Annotated in this window: 18 protein-coding genes; 8 read left to right on the plus strand and 10 right to left on the minus strand. The window is 70.8% G+C overall.

What is annotated here, in order from left to right; translation table 11 throughout:
- The first annotated feature begins 95 nt into the window (after window positions 1-95).
- The 4 genes from AXZ95_RS12015 to AXZ95_RS12030 all read left to right on the plus strand — a co-directional run bounded on the left by AXZ95_RS12015 (window position 96) and on the right by AXZ95_RS12030 (window position 4,156).
- The gene (locus AXZ95_RS12015; RefSeq protein WP_018192567.1) at window positions 96-1,598 is read left to right on the plus strand and encodes a glycosyltransferase 87 family protein; all 1,503 of its coding nucleotides are present in this window, start codon (window positions 96-98) and stop codon (window positions 1,596-1,598) included.
- Window positions 1,595-2,437 (plus strand): MTAP family purine nucleoside phosphorylase, encoded by an 843-nt coding sequence (locus AXZ95_RS12020; protein ID WP_018192566.1) that lies wholly within the window; start codon window positions 1,595-1,597, stop codon window positions 2,435-2,437. Before AXZ95_RS12015 ends, AXZ95_RS12020 begins: the two co-directional genes overlap by 4 nt.
- Window positions 2,434-3,510, plus strand: coding sequence for an NAD-dependent epimerase/dehydratase family protein (locus AXZ95_RS12025; protein WP_018192565.1), 1,077 nt, complete (start codon window positions 2,434-2,436; stop codon window positions 3,508-3,510). Before AXZ95_RS12020 ends, AXZ95_RS12025 begins: the two co-directional genes overlap by 4 nt.
- Before the next feature lie 70 nt (window positions 3,511-3,580).
- A complete protein-coding gene (locus AXZ95_RS12030) occupies window positions 3,581-4,156 on the plus strand; it encodes a dihydrofolate reductase family protein (protein ID WP_018192564.1) in 576 nt (191 codons plus the stop codon).
- A gap of 7 nt (window positions 4,157-4,163) precedes the next feature.
- On the opposite strand, the gene AXZ95_RS12035 is transcribed toward AXZ95_RS12030, so the two are convergent.
- The 3 genes from AXZ95_RS12035 to AXZ95_RS12045 form a co-directional block, all read right to left on the minus strand.
- The gene (locus tag AXZ95_RS12035; protein ID WP_018192563.1) at window positions 4,164-5,420 is read right to left on the minus strand and encodes an arginine deiminase; all 1,257 of its coding nucleotides are present in this window, start codon (window positions 5,418-5,420) and stop codon (window positions 4,164-4,166) included.
- Window positions 5,421-5,441: 21 nt separating this feature from the next.
- Window positions 5,442-6,893 (minus strand): basic amino acid/polyamine antiporter, encoded by a 1,452-nt coding sequence (locus tag AXZ95_RS12040; RefSeq protein ID WP_026307328.1) that lies wholly within the window; start codon window positions 6,891-6,893, stop codon window positions 5,442-5,444.
- A 137-nt stretch (window positions 6,894-7,030) separates the two neighbouring features.
- The gene (locus AXZ95_RS12045; RefSeq protein ID WP_018192561.1) at window positions 7,031-7,366 is read right to left on the minus strand and encodes a DUF4190 domain-containing protein; all 336 of its coding nucleotides are present in this window, start codon (window positions 7,364-7,366) and stop codon (window positions 7,031-7,033) included.
- A gap of 212 nt (window positions 7,367-7,578) precedes the next feature.
- On the opposite strand from AXZ95_RS12045, the gene AXZ95_RS12050 reads away from it, so the two are divergent.
- Window positions 7,579-8,373 carry a hypothetical protein gene (locus AXZ95_RS12050; RefSeq protein ID WP_018192560.1) on the plus strand — a complete coding sequence of 265 codons (795 nt, stop codon included), beginning with the start codon at window positions 7,579-7,581 and terminating at the stop codon, window positions 8,371-8,373.
- A 27-nt stretch (window positions 8,374-8,400) separates the two neighbouring features.
- Here the strand turns inward: AXZ95_RS12050 and AXZ95_RS12055 are convergent, their stop codons facing one another.
- From AXZ95_RS12055 to AXZ95_RS12070, 4 genes are all read right to left on the minus strand, one after another.
- Complete coding sequence (locus AXZ95_RS12055) at window positions 8,401-9,411, minus strand: aldo/keto reductase family protein (RefSeq protein WP_018192559.1); 1,011 nt, start codon at window positions 9,409-9,411, stop codon at window positions 8,401-8,403.
- Between the two features lie 125 nt (window positions 9,412-9,536).
- Window positions 9,537-10,940: an MFS transporter gene (locus AXZ95_RS12060; RefSeq protein WP_018192558.1), complete on the minus strand. Its 1,404-nt coding sequence runs from the start codon at window positions 10,938-10,940 to the stop codon at window positions 9,537-9,539.
- Window positions 10,937-11,935, minus strand: coding sequence for a diacylglycerol kinase family protein (locus AXZ95_RS12065; protein WP_231374512.1), 999 nt, complete (start codon window positions 11,933-11,935; stop codon window positions 10,937-10,939). The genes AXZ95_RS12060 and AXZ95_RS12065 overlap by 4 nt, the downstream gene beginning before the upstream one ends.
- Window positions 11,936-12,232: 297 nt before the next feature.
- Entirely contained in the window at window positions 12,233-13,444 is a 1,212-nt protein-coding gene (locus tag AXZ95_RS12070) for an MFS transporter (protein WP_018192556.1), read from the minus strand.
- Between the two features lie 57 nt (window positions 13,445-13,501).
- Between AXZ95_RS12070 and AXZ95_RS12075 the strand changes: the two genes are divergently transcribed.
- Window positions 13,502-13,882: a MerR family transcriptional regulator gene (locus AXZ95_RS12075; protein ID WP_018192555.1), complete on the plus strand. Its 381-nt coding sequence runs from the start codon at window positions 13,502-13,504 to the stop codon at window positions 13,880-13,882.
- Between the two features lie 25 nt (window positions 13,883-13,907).
- Here the strand turns inward: AXZ95_RS12075 and AXZ95_RS12080 are convergent, their stop codons facing one another.
- Window positions 13,908-14,531 carry a TetR/AcrR family transcriptional regulator gene (locus tag AXZ95_RS12080; protein ID WP_018192554.1) on the minus strand — a complete coding sequence of 208 codons (624 nt, stop codon included), beginning with the start codon at window positions 14,529-14,531 and terminating at the stop codon, window positions 13,908-13,910.
- A 157-nt stretch (window positions 14,532-14,688) separates the two neighbouring features.
- On the opposite strand from AXZ95_RS12080, the gene AXZ95_RS12085 reads away from it, so the two are divergent.
- Window positions 14,689-15,714: an aldo/keto reductase gene (locus AXZ95_RS12085; RefSeq protein ID WP_018192553.1), complete on the plus strand. Its 1,026-nt coding sequence runs from the start codon at window positions 14,689-14,691 to the stop codon at window positions 15,712-15,714.
- Window positions 15,715-15,924: 210 nt separating this feature from the next.
- On the opposite strand, the gene AXZ95_RS12090 is transcribed toward AXZ95_RS12085, so the two are convergent.
- Window positions 15,925-16,461, minus strand: coding sequence for an MOSC domain-containing protein (locus tag AXZ95_RS12090; RefSeq protein WP_018192552.1), 537 nt, complete (start codon window positions 16,459-16,461; stop codon window positions 15,925-15,927).
- A gap of 208 nt (window positions 16,462-16,669) precedes the next feature.
- Between AXZ95_RS12090 and AXZ95_RS12095 the strand changes: the two genes are divergently transcribed.
- On the plus strand, window positions 16,670-16,963 hold the full coding sequence (locus AXZ95_RS12095) for a hypothetical protein (RefSeq protein ID WP_231374511.1): 294 nt from the start codon (window positions 16,670-16,672) through the stop codon (window positions 16,961-16,963).
- 13 nt (window positions 16,964-16,976) lie between these two features.
- Here the strand turns inward: AXZ95_RS12095 and AXZ95_RS12100 are convergent, their stop codons facing one another.
- Entirely contained in the window at window positions 16,977-17,531 is a 555-nt protein-coding gene (locus AXZ95_RS12100; protein ID WP_018192550.1) for an isochorismatase family cysteine hydrolase, read from the minus strand.
- Between the last annotated feature and the right edge of the window lie 43 nt (window positions 17,532-17,574).

Consider the following 17,574-nt stretch of genomic DNA (forward strand, 5'->3'; position numbering starts at 1 on the left):
AGGCCCGAGGCCACACGCCCGGCAAATCTTACGATCCCCGAACGGGACGCCCGATCGCGCTGTGCGGCACCGCCGGGCCGGTCACACTCGACAGCGTGAAGATCGCCATCGTCTCCGTGCTGCTTGCTGCCCTGGCGGCCGTCACCGCGCTGTCGACGGCGACCCTCGGCGGGTTCGCGCCCGGGGCGAAGGTCGCGTTGGGTGTGGCGGCCGGGGCGGCCTGGCTGCTTGCGGCGGCGGCATTCCTCGTGCTCCTCCGCGTCCGGGGGCGCGCGGCGCTCGTGCTCGTGCTCGCCGGGTCGGCGGCGCTCGGCTGCGCGGCGCTGGCCGGACCGCCCAACCTCAGCACCGACTCCGCGCGCTACGCCTGGGACGGCATCGTGCAGGATGCGGGGCTCTCCCCCTACGCGCATGTGCCGGCCGCCGATGCCCTCGACCGGTACCGCGTCGCGTGGCTGTTCCCTGAGCCTGTGCGGGGAACGGACGGCGCGCTGCACTGCGAGGGGCTCCGCATCCAGCAGACGACGTCGGTGCCGGACGGCGACGTGCTCTGCACCGCGCTCAACCGGCCGCAGGTGCCGACGATCTACCCGCCCGCCGCGGAGGCGTACTTCGCGGTTGTGCGCTCGGTGGTACCGGTCGGCGCCGAGTACGCCCCGCTCCAGGTGGGCGGGCTGCTGCTCAGCCTCGGAACGACGGTTCTGCTGATGTGGGGGATGCGCGCTCGCGGCCTCGATGCCCGCTGGGCCGCCCTGTGGGGCTGGTCGCCGTTCGTCGCTTCGGAGGCCGTGACCAACTCGCACGTGGATGCGCTCGGCGTGCTCTTCATCGTCGCCGCGACCTTGGCCGCGACATCGGCCGTCTCGCCGGCCGCCTGGTCGCTTCGGCGCCTCGGCCCGGACGGGAGCCGACGTCGTGCGGCGCTCGCCGGGGTGTTGATCGGGCTGGCTGCCGCGGCCAAGTTCGTCCCGGCGATCGCTGCACCGGCTCTCGCGCGCCGCCGACCGATCACCACGACGCTGGCTGCCGCGGCCACCTTCACCGTCAGCTACATCCCCTATGTCGCCGTCACGGGGTGGGCGGTCATCGGGTACCTCCCCGGCTACTTGGACGAGGAGGGTTACGACAGCGGCTCGCGGTTCGCTCTGCTGTCTCCGTTCCTTCCCGGCCTGTGGGCGACGGGCGCGGCGGCGCTGCTCATCCTGGCCGCGCTGTTCCTCGCCTGGCGTATGTCGGATCCCCGTGCGCCGTGGCATGCGCAGGCGGTGTCCGTCGGCGCTGTGCTGCTGATCACGAGCCCGAGCTACCCCTGGTACGCGCTCGTGCTCATCCCGTTCATCGCCCTGAGCAAGCGGTGGGAGTGGCTTGTCGTACCGATCGCGCTGACTCTGCGGACCCTGGTGCCGGGTCATCCGGCCGGGACGCTCGTGGTGGCGGCGGCCGCAGCGGTGGTCGCGACGGCCACCGTGGTGCGCTGGCGCCGTGCCCGCGCCGAGCGTCGCATCCCCAGCCCCGCGCGTACCACCCGGACCGAGATCTCGAACCCCGCCGAACGCGCGCCCGCATCGACCGCCCCTGCCCGAGAGGAGACATCATGACCGAAGCCGACATCGCCGTGATCGGAGGTTCCGGCCTCTACCGGCTGTTCGACGCCGACGCCGACGTGGAGACCGTCGTCGTGGAGACCCCCTACGGGCCGCCGTCCGGACCGATCCGCATCGGCGAGGCCGCCGGACGCCGTGTCGCGTTCTTGGCGCGGCACGGCGAGGACCACGCGCTCGCGCCGCACCGCATCCCCTACCGTGCGAACATCTGGGCGCTGGCCGCGCTCGGCGTCCGCGCGGTTGTCACCTCGTCCGCGGTGGGCGGGCTGTCCGACCGCGCGCGGCCCGGTCGGTTCGTCGTCCCGGACCAGCTGATCGACCGGACGGCGGGGCGCCCCGACTCGTTCTTCGATCAGGATGACGTGCAGCACCTCGCGGCGGCCGACCCGTTCGACCCGATGCTCCGGGCGGCGGCGGTGAATGCGCTCGCGAGTCTCGGCGAGGACGCGATCCCGGAGGGGACCTCGGTCGTCATCCAGGGTCCGCGCTTCTCGACACGGGCGGAGTCCGCGTGGTTCCGGGCGGCGGGCGCCGACATCGTCAACATGACGCAGTATCCCGAAGCCGTGCTCGCGGCGGAGCTCGGCCTGGGCCTCGTCACCATCGCGTTCGTCACCGACACCGATGCGGGCACCGCCGCCGGGGAGACCGCCGACGCGGCCGATGCCGCCCTGGTGCTCGAGCGGATGGCGCAGGCGGAGCCGCGCATCCGTGCCGCGATCGCGGCGACCATCGCCGCGGTGCCCGACGACTACCGGCCGCGCGCCCTCATCCCCGCGGAGGCGATCCGCCGCGTGCTGTCGGCGCCGGTGGCGGTCGGAGGCGTCCGGTGACGCACCTGCTCGTGACGGGAGGGCTGGGATTCATCGGGTCGCACGTGGTGGAGTCCGCGCTCGCTCGCGGCTGGCGGGTGACCGTCGTCGACTCCCTGCGACCGGACGTGCACGCGAGCGCCGACATCCCCGACTGGTTCCTCGCCCTGCGCGGCGAAACGGACCTGCTCGTGTGCGACGCCGGCGCGGTTCCGCCGACACTGCTGCGCTCGGTGGATGCCGTGTGCCACCAGGCGGCGAAGGTGGGGCTCGGCGTGGACTTCGCCGACGCCCCGGATTACGTCGACTCCAACGTCGGCGTCACGGCGCGGCTGCTCGCGTCGATGGCCGAGGCGGGGACGACCCGGCTCGTGCTGGCGTCCTCGATGGTCGTCTACGGCGAGGGGCTGTGTCAGGACGGTGACCGCGTGGTCCAGCCGCCCGCGCGAGCGGTCGACGACCTCCGTGCCGGCCGGTTCGATCCGCTGGACCGGGCCGGGCGGCCGCTGCGGCCCGTGCTGATCGGCGAAGACCACCCGACGGAGCCCCGCAACGTGTACGCGCTGAGCAAGCTGGCCCAGGAGCACCTCGTCCGCTCCTGGGCTCGGTCGACCGGCGGGCGTGCTGTCGCGCTGCGCTATCACAACGTGTTCGGCGCGCGGATGCCGATCGGCACGCCGTACGCGGGGGTTGCCTCCCTGTTCCGCTCGCGGCTGGAGGAGGGCCGTGCGCCGCTGGTGTTCGAGGACGGTCGCCAGCGCCGCGACTTCGTGGACGTGCGCGATGTGGCCGAGGCGAACATCCGTGCTGTCGAAGCTCTGGCCGGGCGACCGGACGGCGATGTGCGCGCCTACAACGTCGGCAGCGGCGTGGTCCGCACGATCGGGGAGTTCGCCCGCGCGCTCGCGGAGGCGATGGCGGGCCCGGCTCCCGTCGTGACCGGTGAGTTCCGGCTCGGGGATGTGCGCCACATCACGGCTTCGTCCGACCGCATCGCCGCAGAGCTCGGCTGGCGTGCGCGGCAGCCGTGGCGGGATGCGGTGCGAGCGTTCGCGTCGGCGCCGATGCGGCCACGCGCCGGGGCTTCCGTCTGAGTGCGGGTCCGCGTCTTGACGTGTCGTGACGCCGAGTGCTTGATTGGTCGGACCTGGCGAGGAGGCCACCATGGGGCGCACGATCTGCGACATGTCCGTCTCGCTCGACGGCTACGTCACCGGCCCGAACGACAGTCGCGAGAATCCCTTCGGCGACGGAGCGGACGGCCTGCACGCCTGGTTGCGGCCGACGGCCTCGGACGAGGATCGCGCCGTGCTGCAGAGCGTCATCGGCAGCGTCGGAGCGATCATCATGGGGCGGACGTCGTTCGAGAAGAACGAGGGCGACGGGGGATGGGGCGACGCCGGCCCGATGGGCGAGGTGCCGGTCTTCGTGCTCACGCACCACCCGCCGGACCGGCCGTATCCCGCGGTGTTCACATTCGTCTCCGACGGCGTTCCCGACGCCATCCGGCAGGCCCGGCAGGTCGCGGCCGACAAAGACGTGCACCTCTTCGGCGCCACCGTGATGCAGCAGGCACTCCCCCTCGGCCTCGTCGACGAGCTGCACCTCCATGTGATGCCGATGCTCCTCGGCGGCGGGACCCCGCTCTTCGGGCCGCTCGACGCGGCGATCCCGCTGGTGCGGGTCGGGGCGCAGCTCACTCCGGCGGCGACGCACCTGCAGTACCGCGTGGTCCGTTAGCGCCGCGTCAGAACTCCACCGGATCGCGGATGATCGGGCACGTCATGCAGTGGCCGCCGCCGCGTCCCCGGCCGAGCTCCGCTCCGACGATCGGGATGACCTCGACACCCGCGTCGCGCAGGAGCGCGTTGGTGGCCGTGTTCCGGTCGTACGCGTAGACCACGCCCGGGCGCAGGGCGACGGCGTTGTTGCCGCTGTCCCACTGCTGGCGTTCTGATTCGTAGTTGTCGCCTGCGGTTTCGATGACGTGCAGCCGGGGAAGGCCGAGCGCCTCCGCGACGACGTCCACGAAGGCGCGGTCGCCGTGGTCGATCACCCGGAGTCCGGGGGCGGCGTCTTCCGGGACGAGGGTGAACGTGTGAACGGCATCCATGATCTTCGGGTAAAGGGTGACGATGTCGCGGTCCGCGAAGGTGAACACGGTGTCCAGGTGCATGGCCGCGCGGAGCTTCGGCATCCCGGCGACGATGACCTGGGTCGCGGCGCCCTGCGCGAAGAGTGCTGCGGCCGCCTGCGTGATCGCGTGCCGCGACGTCCGCTCGCTCATCCCGATCAGGACGACGCCGTTGCCGACCGGCATGACGTCGCCGCCTTCGAGGGTCGCCTGGCCCCAGTCCGCCTCCGGGTCGCCCCACCAGACGGTGGCGTCACGGAAGTCCGGGTGGAAGCCGTAGACCGCCTTCATGAGCAGCGTCTCGTCGTGACGGGCCGGCCAGTACAGGGGGTTGAGCGTCACTCCGCCGTAGATCCAGCAGGTGGTGTCGCGGGTGTACAGCGTGTTCGGCAGGGGAGGCATCAGGTACTCGCGGACGCCGGTGGACTCCCGGGCGAGGGCGACGTAGTCCGTCCGGTAGTCGTCGGGAAGGTCGGAGGTGGCCAGTCCGCCGATCAGGTAGCGGGCGAGTTCGGAGGGAGCGAGCGAGTCGAGGTACGCGCGCGTCCCCTCGATGAGGCCGAGACCGACCTCGCCTGCGACGATCTTGCGATCGAGCAGCCAGGACTTCGCGTCCGGGTCGCTGACCGTCTCGGCGAGGAGGTCGTGGAGTTCCACCACGTCGACGTCGTTCGAGCGCAGGTCGGCGACGAATGCGGCGTGATCCCGGATGGCGTTGTCCACCCACATCACGTCGTCGAAGAGGAGGTCGTCGGCGTTGCTCGGCGTCAGCCGGTGGTGGGCGAGCCCGGGCGAGCAGACGAGCACCTTCCGCAGCCGGCCGACCTCGGAATGGACGCCGTACGTGGGCGCTGGGGATGAATCCGTCATCGTTCCTCCTTGGATGAGACCTCAGATGCTGATCCAGCCGGCGGCGAGGGCGACGATGCCGGTGACCGCGCCGATGACCGCGACGGCCAGGATGATCAGCTCCCGACCGGTGAAGACGCGTCGCCCTTGCTCGCGGCGCGCCATGACGAACAGCACCGTCGCCGGCGCGTAGATGATGAACGAGAGCAGCACGAAGGTCACGCCCGCAGCGAAGATGAGGAACGCCGTGTAGAGGGTCGCGAGGACGGCGATGGTCGTCTCGCGCCCCCAGCCGCGCGGGGCGTCGCCGTAGGTCTCCCTCGTGATGACCAGCTTCATCGCGTAGCAGGCGACCAGGAAGAAGGGGATGAGCGTCAACGCGCTGGTGAGATCGAGCGCCAGGTTGAAGGCGTCGTGCGAGAAGTAGGTGATCACCAGGATCACCTGCACGAAGATCGCCGTCATCAACAGGGCGGGGACCGGCACGTCGGCCGCGTTCGAGCGCGACAGGAAGCGCGGCATGTCGTTGTCCTTCGCGGCGACGAACAGCACCTCCGCCGCCATGAGCGACCAGGCCAGGTAGGCGCCCAGCACCGAGACGACGAGTCCGATGCTCACGAACCAGGCGCCCCACGGCCCCACGGCGGCGGCCAGCACGCCGGCCATCGACGGCTGCCGCAGCTGCGCGATCTCGCCCATCGGCAGCACGCCGTACGACACGAGGGTCACGGACGCGAAGGTGGCGAAGACGCTGAGGAACCCGAGGATCGTCGCCTTGCCGACGTCGGCGCGCCGCTTCGCGTGACGGGAGTAGACGCTCGCCCCCTCCACGCCGAGGAAGACGAAGACGGTCACCAGCATGGTGCCGGTCACCTGGTCGAACAGCGACCCGGCGTAGTCGGCCCCTCCCCAGTTCTCGGCGAACACCTGCGGTTTGAGCACGAACAGGCACAGCAGGATGAAGACGACGATCGGAACGAGCTTCGCCACGGTCACGATGCGGTTGATGACCGCCGCTTCCTTGATGCCGCGGCGGATGAGGAAGAAGAACCCCCACAACCCGAGCGACGAGATCCCGATCGCGAGGAGGGTGTCGCCGTCACCGAGCGCGGGGGCGACCGCGCCGATGGTGGACATGATGAAGACCCAATAGAAGACGAGTCCCATCCCGGCGCTCGCCCAGTAGCCGATCGCCGAGAAGAAGCCGAGGAACTGGCCGAACCCGGCTTTCGCGTACGCGTACACGCCGGCGTCGAGCTCGGGTTTCCGGTTGGCGAGCATCTGGAACACGAACGCGAGCATCAGCATCCCGACGCCCGCGATCGACCACGCGATCAACGAGCCGGCGACCCCGGTCTCCTGGGCGAACCGGCGGGGGAGCGAGAACACGCCCGCTCCGACCATCGACCCGACGACCATCCCGGTCATCGTCAACATGGACAGCTTCGCGGCGGGTGCGGCCTCCCGCGGTGCTGTCTCGTCTGTTCTCGTCACCGACCCTCCCCAGGGGTGCGCTGCGTCGTCCAGCGGGGAGGTGAGCACGTTCCCCGCCACACGGTTCGACGCGCACATTCAACTCGCCGGGCCCGCGGCTGGCAAGAACCGAAATCGGGGAGGGGAGCCTCCGGGCGCTACGGGAAGCGCGTCAGGATGAAAACGACCGCATAGTAGAGGAAGCCGATCGTCCCGATGATCATGCCGGCGATCGCGAGTCCGCGGCCACGGGCGATCCCCTGCCGGGCGGCGCGGAAACCGCGTGCGGAGATGACGGCGCCAAGGGCTCCGATGAAGCCGAAGACGAACAGGCTGACGCAGGAGATGACGAAGCCCCAGATAGCCGGCTTGCTGAAGGGCAGCCGTCCGGGCGCAGGGACCGCCGGTAGCGCGCCAGGGAAGTGCGGGGGCAGCGTCGGCTCAGCGTCGCGCGACGTGCCATCGGGCGGGAACGACGGGGTGTCGTCGGTCATGGGCGACAAATCCTTCTCGTGATGGCGCCCCGGGGGACGCGTACTCGGCGGTGTGAGCCTGACAGGCGTGGACAGCGTAGCCACGCGACGCTTCGCCCGTGTCTTTCCGCTCGGATCGGCGTCTGCGAATGCTCTCAGCCAGTCGCCGGATGGGCGGGTCGGCCATTGCGTTCGCCCGGCGCATCCGACAGCGTGTCACTGTGGTGCGGGGGATGCGGCGAAAGATCCTGGTGGCCGGGGCCGCGCTCGCCGCGATCGGCGGTCTGGCGACGGGATGCACTGCAGCGCCCGCGCACGATCGGCCCACGCACGCTGCGCATCCCGCCTCGAACGCGCATCCGACTCCGACTCCGACCCGGACCGCTGACACGTCGCTCGCGGACGAGTACCAGTACCTCCCTCCCGCGGGAACGGTGATGGGCACGGGCAGGTTCGACGATGTCGAGGGACATGCCACGGGTGACGTGACGGTCAGCGTCGCACCTGACCTACGGTTCCAGGTCGTGCTCAGCGCGTTCAGCACGACCGCGCAGGGAGCGACCGTCGCGCTCAGTGTCGACCGGTTCGGGGCGACGGCCGGAGCGCCGACCGTGCCCGCGCACGACGACCCCGTCGGGGTTCTCGAGGCGACCAGCGGCGACCAGGTCCTGCCGTTCGATTCGAGCGGGCGGACAGATCGTGGCAACCTGTCGTACTTCAACAGCGTCGAGCTGGTAATAAACGGCACGGTCGAAGCGGCAGCGCCGATCACGTGGACCATCCCCGACTTCTACCCCGGCCTCACCGTGAAGGATTCCGGACCCCGGCCGTACGCCCGCGGAACCGTGAGCCTGTACGACGGGCAACCCGCCGCCTACGCCGTCTGGGGCAACGACAATTCGCAGGCGGTCGCGGATCGCTTCGGGATCACCCAGGACCAGTTGTTCTACTTGAACCCGCAGTTGCGCCGCGGCGACACGACGCTGCTGCGCGACACGAGTCTGAACCTCAGCGTCGCGTATCGCTAGCGCGTGCGCCGCGGCCGCCCCCGCGGCTTAGGCCTCCCGCGTCTTCGGCGACCGCGTCGCGGTGTGCGACGGGTCGCGCTCGACCGCTCCGCCGAGCACCTCGTCGATGCGGGCGAGCAGTTCGGCGGGGATCGTCACGCCGGAGGCCTTGACGTTCTCGACGACCTGCTCGGGCCGGGAGGCGCCGATGATCGCGGTGGCCACGTTGTCGTTCTGCAGCACCCAGGCGACAGCGAGCTGCGCGGGCGTGAGGTCGAGCTCCTGCGCGATCGGCGTGAGCTCCTGCACGCGGGTCAGCACGTCATCGGTCAGCCAGCGCTTGACCGCACCAGCGCCGCCCTTCTCGTCGGTGGCGCGGCTCCCCTCGGGCAGCGGCGCACCCGGACGGTACTTGCCGCTCAGCACGCCCTGCGCGACTGGCGACCAGACGACCTGCGAGATGCCGAGCTCCTTCGAGGTCGGCACGACCTCCGCCTCGATGACCCGCCACAGCGCCGAGTACTCCGGCTGGTTCGAGATCAGCTGGATGTTCAGCTCTTTGGCCAGCGCATGGCCGGCGCGCAGCTGGTCGGCCGTCCACTCGCTGACGCCGATGTAGAGGGCCTTGCCGGCGCGGACGACGTCGGCGAACGCCTGCATCGTCTCCTCGAGCGGCGTCTCGACGTCGTAGCGGTGCGCCTGGTAGAGGTCCACGTAATCCGTCTGGAGGCGCTGCAGAGACCCGTCGATCGACTCGAGGATGTGCTTGCGCGAGAGCCCGACGTCGTTGTGGCCCTTCGGGCCGGTCGGGCCGAACACCTTGGTGAAGATCTCCAGCGACTGGCGGCGCTCGCCCTTGAGGGCCTCGCCGAGGACGGTCTCGGCCATCGTGTTGGCGTAGACGTCGGCCGTGTCGAAGGTCGAGATGCCGGAGTCGAGGGCGGCGCGCACGCAGGCGGCGGCCGTGTCGTTCTCCACCTGCGAGCCGTGGGTCAACCAGTTTCCGTAGGTGATCTCGGAGATCTTGAAGCCGGAGTTTCCCAGGTATCTGAACTGCACTGTCGTTCCTTTCGCACCGCTGAAGCGTGGTCATCGCGATGCTAGGCCGCATCCGTTCTGCGAATCCAACAGGAGAATCTTCTCGGATTGAGTCCGCCGGTCGATGAATGCCCGAGTGACGCCCGTCAGTGCCGCACGATCGCCCGGGCGCCCGCGTCGTGCGGGAGGCGGAACGCCCCGACCAGCGGAAGCACGAGCAGCGCCGCCGCCAGCGCGAACGCCCAGTGGTAGCCGGGCAGCGGCGACCCCGTCACACCCTCCGACACCGCTGTCGATGCGCGCACGAACACCGCAACGACCGCGAGGCCGAGCGCCACCGCGACCTGCTGCAACGCGGACGCCAGCGTGTTCGCGTTCGTGGTCTCCTCCGGTTCGATGTCGGCGAACTGGAGCGTGTTGTACGCACTGAACCCGATCGACCGGAACACCCCGCTCACGATCAGCAGCAGGATCAGCACGGGAACCGGAGCGTCGGGACCGATCGCCACGAAGGCGAGGAGCACCAGCATCCCGAGCCCGTTCGACCAGATGAGGATGCGGCGGAAGCCGAACCGCCGGATCAACGGCGTCGTGAAGGGCTTGATGCCGAGGTTGCCGACGAAGACGGCGATGACCATGAGCCCGGCGACGGTCGCGCTCCAGCCGTAGGCGAGCTGGAACAGGAGGGTGAACAAGAACGGCGCACCTGTGATGATCATCCGGTACACGCCGCCGCTGAGGTTGCCGGCGCGGAAGGTGGTCCGCCGCAGCACACTCCAGTCGAAGAGGGAGTCCGTGCGCTGCCGAGACGCGACGATGTTCGCCCACACGACACCGGCGGAGCCGACGATCGCCACGGCGCCCACGATCTCCAGGGCGGGATCGTCGGCGCTGAGCGCTTCCGCCCCGGCGGTCAGCAGGATGAGGGCGAACGCGATCGCCAGGTACCCGCGCACATCGAACGGCGTTCCCCGCTGCGGCTCGGAGTGCGGGATGAGGCGCAGCCCGGCGACGACGGCCGCGATCCCGAGGGGCACGTTGATGAGGAAGATCCACCGCCAGCCGACGGTGTCGGTGAGGATACCGCCCAGCGCGGGTGCGATCACGGGCGCGATCAGCGCGGGCCAGGTGAGGTACGCGATCGCATCCAGGAGGTCGCGCGGTTCCGTCCCGCTCAGGACGGCCAGCCGCCCGACCGGGACCATGAGCGCGCCGCCGATCCCCTGCAGGACGCGGGCGAGCGTCAGCAGGGTCAGGGTCGGCGCGAAGGCGCAGAGCACCGACGCGACCGTGAAGACGACGATCGCGGTGAGCAGCACCGGCCGGATCCCGATACGCAGGGAGAGCCATCCGGTGGCCGGGATGCCCGCGGCGACCGCGAGCAGGTAGGCGACCATCGCGATGCTCAGCTCGGCGGGGGCGACCCCGAATTCGCGCGCCATCGTGGGCGCGGCGGTCTGGATGATCGTGCCGTCCAGGTTCTCCATGAAGAACGTGGCGGCGACGAGGAGTGCGAGTCCGCGATGGAAGGAGGCAGACGGTCTGGTCATCGCCCGCGTGCCTCCAGCCGCACCCGCATGGTCAGCGCGTGATGCGTCACGGTCAGCGTCGCCGCGATCACCGAGCCGTTGGGGTCGCCGTCGAGCTGGATCTCCTGCGGCTCCTCGAACCGCACCTGCAGCTTGCGCGCCTGCGTGTACCGGATCGCCCGCGGCTCGGGCGTCAGGCGGCCGACGAACCGGCCGAAACCGGTCCGGTGCAGCAGGCGGTTGAAGGTGAGGCGGTAGCCGATGTTCGTCCAGCCTGCGCCGCGCCCGGGCCGCAGGATGACGGCGTCCAGCATCCCGTCGTCGATGGTCGCCGCGGGGATCAGCAGCAGCCCGGCGGTGAGGCTGCCCGAGTTCCCGACGATGACGGTGTGAGCGCGGGTCGATACCTCCGGCTCGTCGTCCAGGCGGAAGGTGAGGTCGAACTGCCGGTTGCCGAGGATGCTGCGGGCGATCGGGTCCGAGTACGCCAGCCAGCCGATCCGCTTCTTCAGCTCCTGATTGGTCTTCGCGGCCATCTGGGCGTCCAGCCCGATTCCGGCCATGACGAGGAACGCGCGCTCCACCGACTCGCCGTCCGGTCGTTCGAGGGTCGCGAGACCCAGATCGACCGGTCGGTCGCGGCCGGTGAAGGCGACGGTGACGGCCGCGCGCAGGTTGTTCAGCGGCAGGCCCAGCTCGCGGGCGAACAGGTTGCCGGTGCCCGACGGGATGAGGCCGATCGGGATGCCCGTGCCCGCCAGAGCCTCCGCGGCCGCTCGCAGCGTTCCGTCGCCGCCCGCGACGATGATCAGCTCGGGCTCGGATGCGGCCGCATCCAGGACGGCGCCCCGCCCGTCGTCGGCCGCGCTGGTCTCGAACCACGCCGAATCCGCCCATCCGCCGGCAGCCTCCTCCGTGGCGACGGCGGTGCGCAGGGCGGCGACCTGGACCTTGCTCGGGTTGAACACGACCGCCGCCCGCCGAGCCGGCATCGACGGGATCAGGTCAGAGCTCACTCGACCACCGTACGCGGAAGCGGGCGCCGGGAAGCGATCGTCGGCCGCACGCGTCGACGGGAGCCCGGCGTCGGGTCACCGGGCCCCCGTCTCGCGGGAGTCGCGCGACTCCCTGGTCTGCGACAGCTCGGGTGCGTCGCATCCCACTGTTGATACGCCTGCCGGTGCGGGACCCGGATGGCGGCGTACCCGAACGACGGTCACCCGGGCCCGATTGACGCGCCGAAGGAATTCGGGGACAGCATCGCCGGGGTCTGGGGCGAACCCTCATATGGTCGCACCGATGTCGCCGGAACACTAGGGGAAAGTTCGCCCGTGAGCGGGACGTGCGACCAGGGCGGCGAATGCCACCACCGCGGCTCCCGCCAGCAGAAGCGCGACGGGCGCTACGCTGCCGCGCCCTGAGGTCGCGATGAGAACGCCTCCCATCGCGGAGCCGGCGGCGATGCCGATGTTCAGGACGACGACGAAGAGGCCGGTCGCTGTCGGGCGGAACGTCGCAGACGCCGTCCTCGCCACCCGCGCCTGAAGGACAGGAGGCAGGCCGCCGATCCCGAACCCGACGAGCGCGGTGCCCGCCGCCGCCAGCGGCTGAGGGAGTCCGGATGCCGGCGCGACGGTGATCAGCAGGATCCCAGCAGGGACGGCGGCGACCAGGATGAGCAGTGCGGTCGCCGGATACCGGTCGCTCAGCGCTCCGCCGAGGAGGAGTGCGACGGCGCCGGCGAGGCCGGCCACCAGCAGCACGGTACCGACACCGTCCGGACCGATCCGGGCAGCGCCCAGCACCGGCACGATGTACGCGTACAGGGTCATGTACCCCGTCAACAGGAGCGCGCCTGCCGAGAGGAGCGCGGCCACCGGGATCGCCGAGCGATCGAGGGAGCGGGTCCGCGTCCCTCCCGTAGCTGCTCCCGGCAGCCGGGGAAGGCCCAGGGCGAGCACGAGGGCGGAGACGATCACGAGGCCGGCCGCGCCCAGGAAAGCCCATTGCCATGCACCCGCCGCGGCCAGGGCGGCGCCCGCCGGGACCCCGAGGACGGAGGCGAGGGTTCCGCCACCGAGGACGACGGCCATGGCCCGGCCCAGCCGTTCCGGCGGGGTCAGCATCGGAACGTATGCGAAGACGACCGACCACGACACGGCGGCCGCGAGCGCCGAGACGAGGCGTGCCACGACCACGACGGCGAAGACGGGGACGACGGCGACGACGACGGTCGCGACCGCGAGCACGGCGAGCGAAACGACCAGAAGCGGCTTGCGGGACAGGTGCCGGGTGACCTGCATGGCGGGCACCGTGCCGATGACGATCGTCACGGCCCACACCGCGACCAGCGCGCCCACGGCTGATGCGTCGACGCCGAGGGTCGAGGACATCCCGACAATGAGCGCGGGAGGGAGGAGTTCGGTGCTGACGGAGGCGAACAGGGCGAGGCCGAGGCCGAGTAGAAGCGGCGTCCGCGTGCGGGCGGTCGGAGACGAGGCGATGCTTGCCGGGGATGCTGTCATGCTCGTACCGTAAACATTGACATCGATGAGAAGGTCAAGTGGATGGGGAGGAACGGCATGAGAATCGGTGAGCTCTCCCGGCGCACAGGTGTCGTCACCCGTCTCCTGCGCTACTACGAGGAGCAGGGGCTCCTCGAGTCGACGCGGTCGCCCAACGGATATCGGGACTACGCCGAAGCGGAGGTCGACACCGTCCTGCGGATCCGCGGCCTGCTCGCCTCGGGGATGACGACCCGGCTCATCCGCATGCTCCTCGACATGGAGGGCGTGCGGGGAACCGTGTCCGCCGCTCAGTGCACCCGGACGGTCGCCGGAGAGGTCGCCGAGGAACTCGCCCGCGTCGAGGAGCGGTTGCGCTGCCTCTCGCAGAGCCGCGAAACGATGCGGGAGTGGCTCACCACGGCCGGCTATCCGGAACTCCTCGCCCAACCGGCCTGACGGATCGGCGGTCGCGTCGGGCTGCTCAGACCTCGTCGGCGGGGGCCCGCAGCCCGGCCAGCAGAATGCGCACCATGCGGTCGGCCCGCGGCGAGACCCCGCCCTTCGGGCCGGCGCCGTGGCAGAGGTTGGCGACGGCGCCGAGCAGCTCGGCCGCATCCACCTCCTGCTCGATGTCGCCGGCCGCCCGCGCCGCGGCGAGGAGGCGATCGAGCGTCGGGGCGAGGTGCGTCGAGAAGTAGTCGGCCAGCGGCTCGTAGGCGGGGTCGCCGGAGTGGAGCGCTGCGGCGAGGCCGCGCTTCGTGCCGACGAACTGCGTGTAGCGCATGATCCAGCGATCCAGCGCCTCGCCCGGCGGGTAGGTCGCCTCGATCTCGGTCGCCGCGTCGGCGCAGGCGTCGATCTCGGCGCGGAAGACCGCGGAGATAAGGTCGGACCGCAGGGGGAAGTGCCGGTAGAGCGTCCCGACGCCGACGCCCGCACGGTCGGCGATGGCGCGCACGGGTGCCTCCACTCCGGACTCGGCGAAGACCGCCTTGGCGGCCTCGGTCAGCGCGGTGATGTTCTGGCGGGCGTCGGAGCGCTTCAGCCGGTTCGCCGCGGGCGCGACGGCGTCCGAGGTCGCCGAGGTGCGGGTGCTGGCGGCCATGGCGACTCCTCCGGTGGGCAGGCTGGAACGACGGGTGTTGTAAGTGGAACGCTGTTCCGGTACAGTTCGACGTATCCGGAGTGACGTTCCGCTTCTTCGGATTCTAGAGCACGGCAGACGGCCGTGCCACGGCCTCATCACATCTGGAGCAGAAGCAATGCAGTATCGAACTCTCGGCCGCACCGGCATCAAGGTCAGCCCGTACGCGCTCGGCGCGATGATGCTCGGGTCGCTCGGAAACCCCGACCGTGCGGACGGTGTCCGCTTCATCCACCGTGCGCTCGACGCCGGCATCAACTTCATCGACACCGCTGACCGCTACGGCGACTCCGAGGAGGTCGTCGGCGAGGCCATCGCCGGCCGCCGCGACGACGTCGTGCTCGCCACCAAGTTCTGGGGACCGGTCGACGACGACATCAATCACCGCGGCGCATCCCGGCGCTGGATCATGCAGGCCGTCGAGCGCTCGCTCCGGAACCTGAAGACGGACCACATCGACCTCTACCAGCTGCACCGACCGGACCCGGACACCGACATCGACGAGACCCTCTCCGCACTCACCGACCTGGTGCGGCAGGGAAAGGTGCGGGCGATCGGCTCGTCCTCCATGCGCGGCTCGGAGATCGTCGAGGCGCAGTGGATGTCGGAGCGCCGCGGCTACGAGCGGTTCCGCACCGAGCAGCCGAACTACTCCATCCTCGACCGTGAGATCGAGCGCGAGATCCTCCCGGTCGCGCAGCGCTACGGCATGGGAACCCTCGTCTACAGCCCGCTGGCGGGTGGAACGCTCACCGGCCGCTACCGGGCGGGCGGCGAGAATGACAACTTCCGGTCGACCCGGACGGGGATGCGCCACTTCCGCGACGAGCGCCGGCTGGCGGCGGTGGAGGAGCTCATCCAGCTCTCCGATGAGGTCGGCGTGAAGCTCACCCACCTGGCCATGGCCTTCGTCATCGCGCACCCGGGCGTCACCTCGGCGATCGCGGGGCCGCGCACGATGGAGCAGCTGGAGGACACGCTCGCCGGGGTGGATGTCGCGCTGTCGGACGACGTGCTCGACCGGATCGACGCGATCGTGCCGCCCGGCGAGAGCATCGGCGCGATGGACATGGTCTACCGCGGCCCTGAGGTCGGCGACGCGTCTCTCCGCCGTCGTCCGGCCGCCGCGCGATCGGCGGCATAGCGCTCCGTGCCCACGAGGGGGCCGCGCACCAACCCCCCGGTACAGTGCGCGGCCCGGTCCTCGTCCGGTGGACGGAAGTTCAGGCCCCCGGAGCAGGGATGCACGTTCAGCGGGCGCCCCTTCTCGCCGTCCTGATCCGTGTCCCTATAGAGAGATGTCCGGACGGGGCGAAAAGGTTCCATTTCCCTTTCGAGCGCGGAACTCGGCGGCTCAGACCGGTGCGAGCGCCTCGAACGGCTCCGCCGGAAGGCGCACGTCGATGGCGTCGCCGGGCCGCACGATGCCGCCGGTCACGACGACGGCCATGACCCCGGCCTTCCGGACCGTGGCGCCGTCGGCGTCGGTTCCCACGACCTCCTTGAGCAGGCCGGGCTCGAACCGGTCGATCTGGACGCACGGGTTGCGCAGCCCGGTCAGCTCGACGACGGCCTCCTCGCCGAGGTGCAGGCGGGTACCGCGCGGAAGGCCCAGCAGCTCGAGCCCATCGGTCGTCACGTTCTCGCCGAGCTGCCCCGGCGCGACGTCGGCCGTCACCTCGTCGAAGAGCTCGCGGTGGATGAGGTGGACCTGGCGCAGGTTCGGCTGCGTCGGGTCACGCCGCACGCGGGAGAGGTGCTGCACCGTCGCGCCGAAATGCGCATCCCCTTCGACACCGAGGCCGGCGACCAGGGTGATGGACTCCTGCGGCGGCTTCGAGAAGCGGTGGTCGCCGTCGCTGTTCACCGAGATCACGCGTGCGGTCGTCATCCCCCCATCGTGCCCCATGTCCGGATCGGAGACCGCCCCCGTCCCGCCTGCCCGGAAGCCCGCGCGCTACCCTGCTGGCATGCGACGACGCCGGGGCAGAGTCACATCCTCCGTCGGAGCGGGGATCGCGGCGGTCCTCGCCTTGTCGGGCTGTGTGTTGAACGCGTGCCCGGCGATCGGATATGTGGACTCCTCGCCGATTGAGGTGGTGTTCGAGCACGCGCTGCCCGCAGACGCGACCGTTTCCGCGTGCTTCGGGGCCGAGTGCGAGCCGGCGGTCGTGCCGGCGGGTGCCGACGCGAGCTACGAGGTGCCGCAGCGAGCGCCGTACCTCGACAGCGACCTTGTGCAGCCCGACACCGTCCGCGTGGTCGTGGCGACGCAGGATGCAGTGCTCCACGACGCCGTGCATGAGATCCCGATCCACTCGGAGCGCGCCGGCCTGTGGGGTCAGTGCCCGGGCCCGTGGTCGTACGAGCCCGTGGTGGTCCGGCTGGAGTAAGACGCGCGTCGACTTAGAGCGCCGCGGCCCACTCGTCGACGGTGGTGACGGCGGCCTGACGCGGGAAGACCTTCTCGGTGAGCACGCGATGCACCTCGGGGTCGGCGTCGCCGCACGCGTCGGCGAGCACGGTGAGCCGGTAGTCGAGGTCGGCCGCCTGGCGCAGCGTCGACAGCACGACGCCGCTGGTCGCGATGCCCGCGAGCACGAGCTCGTCGGCTCCGAGGCCGCGCAGCAGCACCTCCAGGTCGCTTCCCGCGAAGGCGGAGACGCGCTTCTTCACCACGACCGGCTCCTGGCCGCGTGGTGCGAGCGCGTCCACGACCTGGGTCGCGGGGTTGTCGACCAGCATGGCGTCGCCGGCGCTCGCCGCGCGGCCGCCGAACGCCAGGTTGGAGGCGGCGACCTCCGGGTAGCCGGGACGGAAGGCGACGCGGACGAAGACCGGCGGGATGCCGTGGTCGCGTGCGGCGGCGAGGGCTCGGGCGGCCGCCTCGACCGTCGGCTCGAAGCCGGGGCGGCCGGCGATGCCGTTCTGGAAGTCCATCAGCAGCAGGGCGGTGGTCATCGCGGATCCTCTCGACGAATCTAGACAGGTACAACTGTGCAGT

The organism is Leifsonia sp. 115AMFTsu3.1 (assembly GCF_004362795.1).
Lineage (GTDB): Bacteria > Actinomycetota > Actinomycetes > Actinomycetales > Microbacteriaceae > Leifsonia.

Excerpts from the sequence above, each read along its gene's own strand:
- AXZ95_RS12020 (WP_018192566.1), top strand. The coding sequence starts at position 1,595 with ATGACCGAAGCCGACATCGCCGTGATCGGAGGTTCCGGCCTCTACCGG.
- AXZ95_RS12030 (WP_018192564.1), top strand. The coding sequence starts at position 3,581 with ATGGGGCGCACGATCTGCGACATGTCCGTCTCGCTCGACGGCTACGTC.
- AXZ95_RS12035 (WP_018192563.1), bottom strand. The coding sequence starts at position 5,420 with ATGACGGATTCATCCCCAGCGCCCACGTACGGCGTCCATTCCGAGGTC.
- AXZ95_RS12045 (WP_018192561.1), bottom strand. The coding sequence starts at position 7,366 with ATGACCGACGACACCCCGTCGTTCCCGCCCGATGGCACGTCGCGCGAC.
- AXZ95_RS12050 (WP_018192560.1), top strand. The coding sequence starts at position 7,579 with ATGCGGCGAAAGATCCTGGTGGCCGGGGCCGCGCTCGCCGCGATCGGC.
- AXZ95_RS12060 (WP_018192558.1), bottom strand. The coding sequence starts at position 10,940 with ATGACCAGACCGTCTGCCTCCTTCCATCGCGGACTCGCACTCCTCGTC.
- AXZ95_RS12070 (WP_018192556.1), bottom strand. The coding sequence starts at position 13,444 with ATGACAGCATCCCCGGCAAGCATCGCCTCGTCTCCGACCGCCCGCACG.
- AXZ95_RS12075 (WP_018192555.1), top strand. The coding sequence starts at position 13,502 with ATGAGAATCGGTGAGCTCTCCCGGCGCACAGGTGTCGTCACCCGTCTC.
- AXZ95_RS12080 (WP_018192554.1), bottom strand. The coding sequence starts at position 14,531 with ATGGCCGCCAGCACCCGCACCTCGGCGACCTCGGACGCCGTCGCGCCC.
- AXZ95_RS12085 (WP_018192553.1), top strand. The coding sequence starts at position 14,689 with ATGCAGTATCGAACTCTCGGCCGCACCGGCATCAAGGTCAGCCCGTAC.
- AXZ95_RS12090 (WP_018192552.1), bottom strand. The coding sequence starts at position 16,461 with ATGACGACCGCACGCGTGATCTCGGTGAACAGCGACGGCGACCACCGC.
- AXZ95_RS12100 (WP_018192550.1), bottom strand. The coding sequence starts at position 17,531 with ATGACCACCGCCCTGCTGCTGATGGACTTCCAGAACGGCATCGCCGGC.